Source organism: Catenulispora pinistramenti, assembly GCF_018274385.1.
GTDB classification, from domain to species: Bacteria; Actinomycetota; Actinomycetes; order Streptomycetales; family Catenulisporaceae; genus Catenulispora; species Catenulispora pinistramenti.
Genome location: NZ_JAAFYZ010000063.1, coordinates 12,823 through 24,835 on the forward strand (window position 1 = coordinate 12,823; position 12,013 = coordinate 24,835).

10 protein-coding genes are annotated in these 12,013 nt (G+C 67.3%); 9 read left to right on the forward strand and 1 reads right to left on the reverse strand.

From position 1 onward, the window contains the following. Positions 1 to 94 precede the first annotated feature (94 nt). From rplJ to KGQ19_RS19675, 6 genes are all read left to right on the forward strand, one after another. Positions 95 to 619: a 50S ribosomal protein L10 gene (gene rplJ / locus KGQ19_RS19650; protein ID WP_212010658.1), complete on the forward strand. Its 525-nt coding sequence runs from the start codon at positions 95 to 97 to the stop codon at positions 617 to 619. Positions 620 to 671: 52 nt separating this feature from the next. Further along, the gene (gene rplL, locus KGQ19_RS19655; RefSeq protein WP_212010659.1) at positions 672 to 1,055 is read left to right on the forward strand and encodes a 50S ribosomal protein L7/L12; all 384 of its coding nucleotides are present in this window, start codon (positions 672 to 674) and stop codon (positions 1,053 to 1,055) included. Positions 1,056 to 1,662: 607 nt separating this feature from the next. Beyond that, positions 1,663 to 5,139, forward strand: a complete 3,477-nt coding sequence (gene rpoB / locus KGQ19_RS19660) for a DNA-directed RNA polymerase subunit beta (RefSeq protein ID WP_212010660.1) — start codon at positions 1,663 to 1,665, stop codon at positions 5,137 to 5,139. A 32-nt stretch (positions 5,140 to 5,171) separates the two neighbouring features. Further along, on the forward strand, positions 5,172 to 9,047 hold the full coding sequence (locus tag KGQ19_RS19665) for a DNA-directed RNA polymerase subunit beta' (RefSeq protein ID WP_212010661.1): 3,876 nt from the start codon (positions 5,172 to 5,174) through the stop codon (positions 9,045 to 9,047). A gap of 99 nt (positions 9,048 to 9,146) precedes the next feature. Next, the gene (locus KGQ19_RS19670) at positions 9,147 to 9,428 is read left to right on the forward strand and encodes a type II toxin-antitoxin system Phd/YefM family antitoxin (RefSeq protein WP_212010662.1); all 282 of its coding nucleotides are present in this window, start codon (positions 9,147 to 9,149) and stop codon (positions 9,426 to 9,428) included. Next, positions 9,425 to 9,706: a type II toxin-antitoxin system RelE family toxin gene (locus tag KGQ19_RS19675; RefSeq protein WP_212010663.1), complete on the forward strand. Its 282-nt coding sequence runs from the start codon at positions 9,425 to 9,427 to the stop codon at positions 9,704 to 9,706. Before KGQ19_RS19670 ends, KGQ19_RS19675 begins: the two co-directional genes overlap by 4 nt. Positions 9,707 to 9,714: 8 nt before the next feature. Here KGQ19_RS19675 and KGQ19_RS19680 read toward each other — a convergent pair whose 3' ends face one another. Beyond that, positions 9,715 to 10,065: a hypothetical protein gene (locus tag KGQ19_RS19680; RefSeq protein ID WP_212010664.1), complete on the reverse strand. Its 351-nt coding sequence runs from the start codon at positions 10,063 to 10,065 to the stop codon at positions 9,715 to 9,717. A 111-nt stretch (positions 10,066 to 10,176) separates the two neighbouring features. On the opposite strand from KGQ19_RS19680, the gene KGQ19_RS19685 reads away from it, so the two are divergent. The 3 genes from KGQ19_RS19685 (at position 10,177) to rpsG (ending at position 11,998) form a co-directional block, all read left to right on the forward strand. Continuing rightward, the gene (locus tag KGQ19_RS19685; RefSeq protein WP_212010665.1) at positions 10,177 to 10,590 is read left to right on the forward strand and encodes a hypothetical protein; all 414 of its coding nucleotides are present in this window, start codon (positions 10,177 to 10,179) and stop codon (positions 10,588 to 10,590) included. Between the two features lie 563 nt (positions 10,591 to 11,153). Further along, positions 11,154 to 11,528 carry a 30S ribosomal protein S12 gene (gene rpsL / locus KGQ19_RS19690; RefSeq protein ID WP_194896225.1) on the forward strand — a complete coding sequence of 125 codons (375 nt, stop codon included), beginning with the start codon at positions 11,154 to 11,156 and terminating at the stop codon, positions 11,526 to 11,528. After that, positions 11,528 to 11,998, forward strand: a complete 471-nt coding sequence (gene rpsG, locus KGQ19_RS19695) for a 30S ribosomal protein S7 (RefSeq protein WP_012785149.1) — start codon at positions 11,528 to 11,530, stop codon at positions 11,996 to 11,998. Before rpsL ends, rpsG begins: the two co-directional genes overlap by 1 nt. Positions 11,999 to 12,013: the final 15 nt, after the last annotated feature.

Here is a 12,013-nt window from a genome sequence, read left to right on the forward strand (position 1 = left end):
TGGTCCACCTGATCTGTGACGCCCGCGCTGACGCGCCGGGCGTTTTTTCGTGTCGAGGCTGGAGTCGGCTCTGACACCCCGGAAGGAGGCCCGTATGGCGAGGCCTGACAAGGCGGCCGCGGTCGCCGAGATCGCGGATCACTTCCGCGACTCGAACGCCGCCGTGCTGACCGAGTACCGCGGGCTCACTGTCGCGCAGCTGAAGGAACTTCGGCGTGCGCTCGGTGCGACCACGGACTACGCCGTGGTGAAGAACACGCTGACCAAGGTCGCAGCTCGGGAGGCCGGGGTCACCGGTCTGGACGAGGCGGCGCTGAAGGGTCCTTCGGCCATCGCCTTCATCAAGGGCGACCCGGTCGAGGCGGCCAAGGGTCTTCGTGACTTCGCCAAGGCGAACCCCCTTCTGGTGATCAAGGGCGGGGTGATGGAGGGCAAGACCCTCACCCCGGCTGAGATCGCCAAGCTCGCGGACCTGGAGTCCCGCGAGGTTCTGCTGGCCAAGGCGGCCGGCGCGATGAAGGCGTCCCTCGCGAACGCGGCGGCGCTCTTCCAGGCTCCTTTGGCCAAGGCCGTCCGCACCGTGGACGCGCTGTCGGCCAAGAAGTCCGCCGACGCCTGATAGGCACCCGGCAAAACCAAGCTAGACCTCACTTAGAGAAAGGACGCCTATCATGGCGAAGCTCAGCAAGGACGAGCTGCTCGAGGCTTTCAAGGAGATGACGCTGATCGAGCTCTCCGAGTTCGTGAAGCTGTTCGAGGACACCTTCGACGTCAAGGCCGCCGCCCCGGTCGCCGTCGCCGGTCCGGCCGGTCCGGCCGCCGCCGCCGAGGCCCCGGCCGAGCAGGAGGAGTTCGACGTCATCCTGGAGTCGGCCGGCGACAAGAAGATCCAGGTCATCAAGGTCGTGCGCGAGCTGACCTCGCTGGGCCTGAAGGAAGCCAAGGACCTCGTCGACGGCGCGCCGAAGGCCGTGCTGGAGAAGGCCACCAAGGAGGCCGCCGAGAAGGCCAAGGCTTCTCTGGAAGAGGCCGGCGCCGGCGTCTCCGTGAAGTAGTTCCACTTCACGGCGCGAGCCATTCGAAGGACCCCCGGGGTTTCCCGGGGGTCCTTCGTGCTGTCCGCCGTAACCAGTGTGATGACCATGAGCGGCGGATGCGCGCGGGCAATGATCGGCGCCCGCCTCTTGACGTCGGCCCAGCTACGCGGGATTCTGCGGTACGTCAGCTCCGTACGTCAGCTCCATAAGACGCACCCGCCAGGCCGCGGCAGCGCGAGGCACGGCCCGGGAAGAAAAAAGGTGCGAAGGACGGACGTCCCGCCCGTGTCGGCGGCGACAACTGTCGGTCGATCCGGCTAGTCTGTCCGTCTGTTGCCCGACGCGTCGGTGGCCCGTCAGAACCGGGCCGGCCGGCCCGCGTCAGGCCTATTAAGGCACGGGCTGGACAGGCGTGGCCAAGATGGCTACACTGTTCGTTTGCGCTGCCTTTCTGCATGCCCTGTACGTTTAACGGCCTCGCGAAACCTTCGAACCAATCGGCTCCCACGCGGTGAATACCGCAGCCGACCTGGGGTTTCGTTGGATCCGTCGGCGGGTAGGGATACAGGTTCATCCGGTAGCGCTAAGGACAGCCAGTCCAGTCCGAGCCCCGGAAGGACCCCTCTTGGCCGCCTCGCGCACCGCCCAGAACATCACCAAGAACGCCGCCCGCCGCATCTCCTTCGCGAAGATTAAAGAGCCGCTCGAGGTTCCGAACCTGCTCGCGCTGCAGACGGAGTCCTTCGACTGGCTGGTCGGCAACGCCACCTGGAAGGGTCGCGTTTCCGAGCAGCAGGCCGCAGGCTTGGACGTACCCACCACCTCCGGTCTGGAGGAGATCTTCGAGGAGATCTCCCCGATCGAGGACTTCCAGGGCACCATGTCGCTGACGTTCCGCGACCACCGCTTCGAGCCCGCGAAGTACTCCATCGACGAGTGCAAGGACCGCGACTTCACCTTCGCCGCCCCGCTGTTCGTGACCGCCGAGTTCACGAACAACGAGACCGGCGAGATCAAGAGCCAGACCGTGTTCATGGGCGACTTCCCGCTCATGACCAACAAGGGCACCTTCATCATCAACGGCACCGAGCGTGTCGTGGTGACCCAGCTGGTGCGCTCCCCGGGTCTGTACTTCTCGCAGGACATCGACAAGACCTCCGACAAGGACGTCTTCAACGCCAAGATCATCCCGAGCCGGGGTGCCTGGCTGGAGTTCGAGATCGACAAGCGCGACATGGTCGGCGTGCGCGTCGACCGCAAGCGCAAGCAGCACGTCACCGTGCTCCTGAAGGCCCTGGGCTGGGACGACGCCCGGATCCTGGAGGAGTTCGGCGAGTACGAGTCCATGCGCCAGACGCTGGAGAAGGACCACACCGCCGGCCAGGACGAGGCGCTGCTGGACATCTACCGCAAGCTGCGCCCGGGCGAGCCGCCGACGCGCGAGGCGGCCCAGACCCTGCTGGACAACCTGTACTTCAACCCCAAGCGGTACGACTTGGCCAAGGTCGGCCGCTACAAGATCGACAAGAAGCTGGGGCAGGCCAGCGGCATCGACAACACGGTGCTCACCGAGGACGACATCGTCAACGCGATCCGCTTCCTGGTGAAGCTGCACGCCGGTGAGACCGAGATGCCGCCGCAGGTCGAGGGCGCGCCGAACGTGGTCGTCGAAGAGGACGACATCGACCACTTCGGCAACCGCCGGCTGCGCAGCGTCGGCGAGCTGATCCAGAACCAGGTCCGCACCGGTCTGGCCCGCATGGAGCGCGTGGTGCGCGAGCGCATGACCACGCAGGACGTCGAGGCCATCACCCCGCAGACGCTGATCAACATCCGGCCGGTCGTGGCCTCCATCAAGGAGTTCTTCGGCACCAGCCAGCTCTCGCAGTTCATGGACCAGACCAACCCGCTGTCCGGTCTGACCCACAAGCGCCGCCTGAACGCGCTGGGCCCCGGCGGTCTGTCCCGGGAGCGGGCCGGCTTCGAGGTCCGCGACGTGCACCCGTCCCACTACGGCCGGATGTGCCCGATCGAGACCCCGGAAGGCCCGAACATCGGCCTGATCGGCTCGCTGGCCTCCTACGGCCGGATCAACGCCTTCGGCTTCATCGAGACCCCCTACCGCAAGGTGGTCGACGGCCGGGTCACCGACCAGATCGACTACCTGACCGCCGATGAGGAGGACCGGTACGTCGTGGCGCAGGCCAACGCGCCGGTCACCGACGACGGCGGCTACGTGGACGAGCGCGTGCTGTGCCGCCGCAAGGGCGGCGAGATCGAGATGATGCTGCCGGGCGACATCGACTACATGGACGTCTCCCCGCGCCAGATGGTGTCGGTCGCCACCGCGATGATCCCGTTCCTGGAGCACGACGACGCCAACCGCGCCCTGATGGGTGCGAACATGATGCGCCAGGCCGTGCCGCTGCTGCAGTCGGACTCGCCGTACGTCGGCACCGGCATGGAGTACCGGTGCGCGGTCGACGCCGCCGACGTGGTGACCGCCGACAAGGCCGGCGTCATCACCGAGGTGTCCGCCGACCTGGTGAGCGTGGCCAACGACGACGCCACCACCAGCGTCTACCGGATCGCCAAGTTCCGCCGCTCCAACCAGGGCACCTCCTTCAACCAGAAGGTGATCGTCACCGAGGGCGAGCGGGTGGAGATCGGCTCGGTGCTGGCCGACGGCCCGTGCACCCAGGACGGCGAGATGGCCCTGGGCAAGAACCTGCTCGTGGCGTTCATGCCGTGGGAGGGCCACAACTACGAGGACGCGATCATCCTGTCGCAGCGCCTCGTGCAGGACGACGTCCTGTCCTCGATCCACATCGAGGAGCACGAGGTCGACGCCCGGGACACCAAGCTGGGCCCGGAGGAGATCACCCGGGACATCCCGAACGTCTCCGAGGAGGTCCTGGCCGACCTCGACGAGCGCGGCATCATCCGGATCGGCGCCGACGTCGTCCCCGGCGACATCCTGGTCGGCAAGGTCACGCCCAAGGGCGAGACCGAGCTCACCCCGGAGGAGCGGCTGCTGCGTGCGATCTTCGGTGAGAAGGCCCGCGAAGTCCGCGACACCTCGCTGAAGGTGCCGCATGGCGAGCAGGGCAAGATCATCGGTGTCCGGATCTTCGACCGGGACAGCGGCGACGAGCTGCCCCCGGGCGTGAACCAGCTGGTCCGGGTGTACGTGGCGCAGAAGCGCAAGATCACCCACGGTGACAAGCTGGCCGGCCGGCACGGCAACAAGGGTGTCATCGCCAAGATCCTCCCGGTGGAGGACATGCCGTTCCTGGACGACGGCACCCCGGTCGACATCGTGCTGAACCCGCTCGGTGTGCCCTCCCGGATGAACCCGGGGCAGGTGCTGGAGACCCACCTGGGGTGGATCGCCGCCACCGGCTGGGACATCGGCGACGGCACCGCCGAGTGGCAGGACCGGCTGCGCTCGATCGGCGCGGACAAGGCCGAGCCGAAGACCAAGGTCGCGACCCCGGTCTTCGACGGCGCCCGCGAGGACGAGATCACCGGTCTGCTGGGCAACACCCTCAAGACCCGCGACGGCGTCCGACTGGTCAACGAGTCCGGCAAAGCCCGGCTGTTCGACGGCCGCTCCGGCGAGCCGTTCCCGTACCCGATCTCGGTCGGCTACATGTACATCCTGAAGCTGCACCACCTGGTGGACGACAAGCTGCACGCGCGCAGCACCGGCCCCTACTCGATGATCACGCAGCAGCCGCTGGGCGGTAAGGCCCAGTTCGGCGGCCAGCGGTTCGGCGAGATGGAGGTGTGGGCCCTGGAGGCCTACGGCGCCGCCTACGCGCTGCAGGAACTGCTCACCATCAAGTCCGACGACGTGCTCGGCCGCGTGAAGGTCTACGAGGCCATCGTCAAGGGCGACAACATCCCCGAGCCCGGCATCCCGGAGTCCTTCAAGGTGTTGATCAAGGAAATGCAGTCGCTGTGCCTCAACGTCGAGGTGCTGAGCAAGGACGGCACCATGATCGAGCTGCGCGACACCGACGAGGACGTCTTCCGGGCGGCCGAGGAACTGGGCATCGACCTGAGTCGGCGTGAGCCGTCCAGTGTCGAAGAGGTCTGATCGAACGAGTCATCGAGGAGGATAGAAACCACATGCTTGACGTTAATTTCTTCGACGAGCTCCGTATCGGTCTGGCGACTGCCGACGACATCCGCACCTGGTCCTACGGCGAGGTGAAGAAGCCGGAGACCATCAACTACCGCACCCTGAAGCCGGAGAAGGACGGACTCTTCTGCGAGAAGATCTTCGGCCCGACCCGGGACTGGGAGTGCTACTGCGGCAAGTACAAGCGGGTGCGCTTCAAGGGCATCATCTGCGAGCGCTGCGGTGTCGAGGTCACGCGGGCCAAGGTGCGTCGTGAGCGGATGGGCCACATCGAGCTCGCCGCCCCGGTGACCCACATCTGGTACTTCAAGGGTGTGCCGTCCCGGCTGGGCTACCTGCTGGACCTGGCGCCGAAGGACCTGGAGAAGGTCATCTACTTCGCCGCCTACATGATCACCGAGGTCGACGACGAGCGGCGCACCCGGGACCTGCCCTCGCTGGAGGCCAAGGTCTCCGTCGAGCGCCAGCAGGTCGAGAACCGGCGCGACGCCGACGTCGAGGCCCGGCAGAAGAAGCTGGAAGAGGACCTGGCGGCCCTGGAGGCCGAGGGTGCCAAGGCCGACCAGCGCCGCAAGGTCCGCGAGGGCGGCGAGCGGGAGATGAAGCAGCTGCGCGACCGCGCGCAGCGCGAGATCGACCGCCTGGACGAGGTCTGGAGCCGGTTCAAGTCGCTGAAGGTCCAGGACCTGGAAGGCGACGAGATCCTGTACCGGGAGATGCGTGACCGCTACGGCACGTACTTCTCCGGCTCGATGGGCGCGGCCGCGCTGCAGAAGCGGCTGGAGACCTTCGACCTGGACGCCGAGGCGGAGTCGCTGCGCGACACCATCCGCAACGGCAAGGGCCAGAAGAAGACCCGCGCCCTCAAGCGCCTGAAGGTCGTCGAGGCCTTCCGGGCGACCAACAACTCGCCCTCCGGCATGGTGCTGGACTGCGTGCCCGTGATCCCGCCGGACCTGCGTCCGATGGTGCAGCTGGACGGTGGCCGCTTCGCGACCTCCGACCTGAACGACCTGTACCGCCGGGTGATCAACCGGAACAACCGGCTCAAGCGGCTGCTGGACCTGGGCGCGCCGGAGATCATCGTCAACAACGAGAAGCGGATGCTCCAAGAGGCCGTGGACTCGCTGTTCGACAACGGCCGTCGCGGCCGTCCGGTCACCGGTCCCGGCAACCGTCCGCTGAAGTCCCTGAGCGACATGCTCAAGGGCAAGCAGGGCCGGTTCCGCCAGAACCTGCTGGGCAAGCGCGTCGACTACTCGGCCCGTTCGGTCATCGTGGTCGGCCCGCAGCTCAAGCTGCACCAGTGCGGTCTGCCCAAGCAGATGGCGCTGGAGCTGTTCAAGCCGTTCGTGATGAAGCGGCTGGTGGACCTGAACCACGCGCAGAACATCAAGTCCGCCAAGCGGATGGTGGAGCGCGCGCGGCCGGTGGTGTGGGACGTGCTGGAGGAGGTCATCGGGGAGCACCCGGTGCTGCTCAACCGGGCCCCCACGCTGCACCGCCTGGGCATCCAGGCCTTCGAGCCGCAGCTGGTCGAGGGCAAGGCGATCCAGATCCACCCGCTGGTGTGCACCGCGTTCAACGCGGACTTCGACGGCGACCAGATGGCGGTGCACCTGCCGCTGTCCGCCGAGGCACAGGCCGAGGCCCGCATCCTGATGCTGTCCTCGAACAACATCCTGTCCCCGGCGCACGGCCGGCCGATCACCTCCCCGACGCAGGACATGGTCCTGGGCATCTTCTTCCTCACGATGGACCGTGACGGGATGAAGGGCGAGGGCCGGGCGTTCGGCTCGATCTCCGAGGGCATGATGGCCTTCGACAACCGCGAGCTGGACCTGCAGGCGCCGATCGAGCTGCGGATCTCCGAGGCCGTGCCGCCGCGTGGCTGGGTGGCGCCGGAGGGCTGGGAGACCGGCCAGCCGTTCCGCCTGAAGACCACGCTGGGCCGGGCGCTGTTCAACGAGCTGCTGCCGCTGGACTACCCGTACGAGAACCGCGAGGTGGCCAAGAAGCAGCTCTCGGCGATCGTCAACGACCTGGCCGAGCGCTACCCGAAGGTGACCGTCGCGGCCACCCTGGACAACCTGAAGGCCGCGGGCTTCTACTGGGCCACCCGCTCCGGGGTCACCGTGTCCGTCGAGGACATCGTCGTGCCGCCGAAGAAGGCCGAGATCCTCGAGGGCTACGAGGCGCGCGCGGACAAGATCCAGAAGCAGTACGAGCGCGGTCTGGTCACCAAGGAGGAGCGCAACCAGGAGCTCATCCAGATCTGGACCCAGGCGACGAACGACGTCGCCGACGCGATGCAGGCGAACTTCTCGAAGACCAACCCGATCTTCATGATGGTCGACTCCGGCGCGCGCGGTAACTTCATGCAGATGCGGCAGATCGCCGGTATGCGTGGACTGGTCTCCAACGCCAAGAACGAGACCATCCCGCGTCCCATCAAGGCGTCCTTCCGCGAGGGCCTGTCGGTGGTCGAGTACTTCGTCTCCACCCACGGCGCCCGCAAGGGCCTGGCCGACACCGCGCTGCGCACCGCCGACTCCGGGTACCTGACCCGGCGTCTGGTGGACGTCTCGCAGGACGTGATCATCCGCGAGGAGGACTGCGGGACGGAGCGGGGCATCCTGATGCCCATCGCCGCCCGCGGCGCCGACGGGCAGCTGATCAAGGACGAGAACGTCGAGAACTCGGTCTACGCCCGCAACCTGGCCGAGAAGGTCGTCGTCGAGAAGAAGACGATCCTGGACGCCAACGTCGACCTCGGTGACGTCGCGATCGACAAGCTGATCGCGGCCGGGGTGGCCGAGGTCAAGGTCCGCTCGGTCCTGACCTGCCAGTCCAAGGTCGGCACCTGCGCGATGTGCTACGGCCGCTCGCTGGCCACCGGCAAGCTGGTGGACGTCGGCGAGGCGGTGGGCATCATCGCCGCGCAGTCGATCGGCGAGCCCGGCACCCAGCTGACCATGCGCACCTTCCACACCGGCGGTGTGGCCGGCGACGACATCACGCAGGGTCTGCCGCGTGTCATCGAGCTGTTCGAGGCCCGCACGCCCAAGGGCGTGGCGCCGATCGCCGAGGCGGCCGGCCGGGTCCGGATCGAGGACACCGACAAGACCCGCAAGCTCATCGTCACCCCGGACGACGGCACGGAGGAGGTCGCCTACCCGGTCAGCAAGCGCACCATGCTGCTGGTCGCCGACGACCAGCGCGTGGAGGTCGGGCAGGAGCTCACCAAGGGCACCGTCAACCCGCACGACGTGCTGCGCATCATGGGCGACCGGCAGGTGCAGATCCACCTGGTGGCCGAGGTGCAGAAGGTGTACCGCAGCCAGGGTGTGCCGATCCACGACAAGCACATCGAGATCATCGTCCGGCAGATGCTGCGCCGGGTGACGATCATCGAGGCCGGCGACGCCGAACTGCTGCCCGGCGAGCTGGTCGAGCGCGGCCGCTTCCAGGAGCAGAACCGCAAGGTGATCGCCGAGGGCGGCCAGACCGCCTCCGCGCGTAACCAGCTGATGGGCATCACCAAGGCCTCCCTGGCCACGGATTCCTGGCTCTCGGCGGCCTCCTTCCAGGAGACCACCCGGGTCCTGACCGACGCGGCGATCAACGGCAAGTCCGACTCGCTGCTCGGCCTGAAGGAGAACGTGATCATCGGCAAGCTGATCCCCGCGGGGACCGGCATGCCGCGCTACCGGAACATCAAGGTCGAGCCGACCGAAGAGGCGAAGGCCCAGATGTACACGCTGGTGGGCTACGACGACGACTACTCGTCGTACAGCTTCGGCAGCGGCTCCGGCCAGGCTGTTCCGCTGGAGGAGTACGACTTCGGCGGGTACAGCGGCTGAGGTCTGAGTCAGTAGAGCGCTGAAGGGCGGTCGTTCCCCGGTGGGGGAGCGGCCGCCCTTCGGTTTGCGCTTCCGCATCGGCTGACTAGAATTCTGACCATGACGACTCAGCCGCTGAGCGAAGTGAAGGCACATCTGTCCGACTACGTCCGCCGGGCCAGCGTGGAGCACGAGCACATCACGATCACGGTCAACGGCCGGAGCGAGGCGATGTTGATAGGGGTTGAGGAGTGGGAGAGCATCGAGGAGACCCTCTTCTGGCTGTCGCAGCCAGGAATCCACGAGGATCTCGCCGAAGCGCGGGCAAACCCCGGAAGTGGCATTTCCAGCGAGGAGATGGCGGCCTACATCGCTGAACGACGTCGGGCCGAGGGCGAATGACCTACCGGATCAGCTACCGGCGTTCTGCCAAGCGAGATCTGGACCGACTGCCGCTGAAGGCCGTCGAAGCGGCCATCGCGTTCATCGAAAATGTCCTGGCCGAGAACCCGCGCCGAGTGGGTAAACCGCTCGGCCGGTCCCTCGAAGGGCGATGGAGCGCCCGGCGCCTTGACTATCGCGTGATCTACGAGATCAACGACGACACGATCGTCATCGATATCGTCCGAATCGCGCATCGGGCCGACGTCTACCGCCCGCGCCAGCTTCAACGCCGGTGACCGGGCCGCTACGCGAACCGCCCCATCACCCGCCCCCGCAACAATCCCCGCCGGTTCCGCTCGGCCCGCACCGCGGACACCAAGCTGAACGACGACAGCGCCGGATCCCCGCGCAGCTCCTCAAGCCGCCGGCGCAGAGCGTCCTGCGCGTCCTCGGCCTCATCGAGCGCGCCGGCCCCGGTCAGCGCGCCGGCGTCGCTGAGCGAGCTCAGCGACCGCTCCAGGTGCGGGCCCAGCTTGCGGGCCGGCCGGTCGACCAACTGAGCCACGTGCGAGAGCGGAAGCCCCTCGCGGTAACGGAAAACCAACGCCGCGCGAGTAGTCACATCAAGCGCGTCGAAGTGTTGCTGGAAGGTCATGGGTCCCCCCGGTGTGCGGACGATACAGACCTTTGATGCTTGAGCGGTGCTTCAGGTTCCATCGTGGGTACCCTGAACCTGGAGTCAGTGACCCGAAAGGCGGCCACGCCGATGAACGACCAGCCCGAAGTCGGGCGTCCCAATTACAGTGCGGCCGGCAGCCGACCCTCGCCCAGCCCGGTGCCGCGGCAGGGCGGCTACGGCGGGCCGGAGCGGGGGGCCAGGCTCGAGCTTCGGGCGGTGCTGGCGATGGCGGCCGCGGTGCTCGCCTGGTCGTCGTGGACGCCGTTCTACAACCTGCCGATCGTCGTGGCGTTGCTGGCCGCGGTCTTCGCCGCGCGGTGGGGGTCCCAGGCCAAGCGGAACATACTGGCGGCCGAGGGGGCGCGGTCCGGGGCCGGGCTCGCGGATCTGGCGCGGGTGCTGGGGTTGGCCGATCTGGCGATCCTGGCCTATCTGGTCTTCCACTACTACTTCGTGGCGCACGCCGGAATCAAGGGTGTGCTGACACTGTTGCTCACCTGACGGCCGCTGTTGCTCAGGTGACGGCAGGGCGCGGGCGTGGCGCGGGAATACCTCCTGTGCCCCAGCCGTTGACCCATCTGCCGCTTGTTGTCACCCGCCTCGTTAATCGGTTACGCGAGGGTGTCCGGCATGCGAGAATAGATAAGTTCGGGGCGGGGACTGACGTGGAGGTGCCCGGCGCACGGACCAGCCGCCTTGATGGTGGCCCCCTCCGGTGCTAGGGTCCCTCTCCCCGTTTTGACCTCACCGGCATGCCCTGGGTAGGCTCGTCGCCGTGCCAGGGGTGTCCCCCCGGCTACTCCTGCCTGCGCACCATCCGGGTATGAGCTGGCGTTCACCGCACAGCCCAACCGGGAGTCAGCAGGGGTCTGTAGGTCGCGACACACCCGACCTCGTGGACCGGACGTCCCGGGTGATACCCGGACAAGACGCCCGCCCCGCGGGCGGACCGTCGCGGTCGGTGGACAACCAGCAGGAACTCGACGCGAAACCGAGAGGTAGTAGCACTCCGCGCCCGGGGTCGCCCACGCGGAGACTTAGAAAGAAAGGGAAGGCCTGACCTAGTGCCTACCATTCAGCAGTTGGTCCGCAAGGGCCGGCAGGACAAGGTTGTGAAGAACAACACTCCTGCGCTCAAGGGGTCCCCGCAGCGCCGCGGCGTCTGCACCCGCGTGTACACCACCACGCCCAAGAAGCCGAACTCGGCTCTGCGCAAGGTGGCCCGTGTGAAGCTCTCCTCCGGCATCGAGGTCACGGCTTACATCCCGGGCGTCGGCCACAACCTGCAGGAGCACTCCATCGTGCTCGTGCGCGGCGGCCGAGTGAAGGACCTGCCGGGCGTTCGGTACAAGATCGTCCGTGGCTCGCTCGACACCCAGGGCGTCAAGAACCGCAAGCAGGCCCGCAGCCGCTACGGCGCCAAGAAGGAGAAGAGCTAATGCCTCGCAAGGGTCCTGCCCCGAAGCACCCGGTCGTCATCGACCCGGTCTACAACTCCCCCCTGGTCACCTCGCTGGTGAACAAGGTCCTGCTGGACGGCAAGCGCTCCACCGCCGAGCGCATCGTCTACGGCGCCCTGGAAGGCTGCCGGGAGAAGACCGGCACCGACCCGGTGATCACGCTCAAGCGCGCGCTGGACAACGTCAAGCCGACCCTGGAAGTCAAGTCCCGCCGCGTCGGCGGTGCCACCTACCAGGTGCCGATCGAGGTCCGCGCCGGCCGCTCGACGACCCTCGCCCTGCGCTGGCTCGTCGGCTACTCCCGGCAGCGCCGCGAGAAGACGATGACCGAGCGCCTGATGAACGAGCTCCTGGACGCCTCCAACGGCCTGGGTGCCTCGGTCAAGCGCCGCGAGGACACGCACAAGATGGCCGACGCCAACAAGGCGTTCGCGCACTACCGCTGGTAGTCGAGACCGGAAAGA

Bases quoted from the DNA above. Each gene is read 5' to 3' on its own strand.
- KGQ19_RS19670 (WP_212010662.1), top strand. From the start codon at position 9,147: ATGACGACTCAGCCGCTGAGCGAAGTGAAGGCACATCTGTCCGACTAC.
- rplL (WP_212010659.1), top strand. From the start codon at position 672: ATGGCGAAGCTCAGCAAGGACGAGCTGCTCGAGGCTTTCAAGGAGATG.
- rplJ (WP_212010658.1), top strand. From the start codon at position 95: ATGGCGAGGCCTGACAAGGCGGCCGCGGTCGCCGAGATCGCGGATCAC.
- KGQ19_RS19665 (WP_212010661.1), top strand. From the start codon at position 5,172: ATGCTTGACGTTAATTTCTTCGACGAGCTCCGTATCGGTCTGGCGACT.
- KGQ19_RS19675 (WP_212010663.1), top strand. From the start codon at position 9,425: ATGACCTACCGGATCAGCTACCGGCGTTCTGCCAAGCGAGATCTGGAC.
- KGQ19_RS19680 (WP_212010664.1), bottom strand. From the start codon at position 10,065: ATGACCTTCCAGCAACACTTCGACGCGCTTGATGTGACTACTCGCGCG.
- KGQ19_RS19685 (WP_212010665.1), top strand. From the start codon at position 10,177: ATGAACGACCAGCCCGAAGTCGGGCGTCCCAATTACAGTGCGGCCGGC.
- rpsG (WP_012785149.1), top strand. From the start codon at position 11,528: ATGCCTCGCAAGGGTCCTGCCCCGAAGCACCCGGTCGTCATCGACCCG.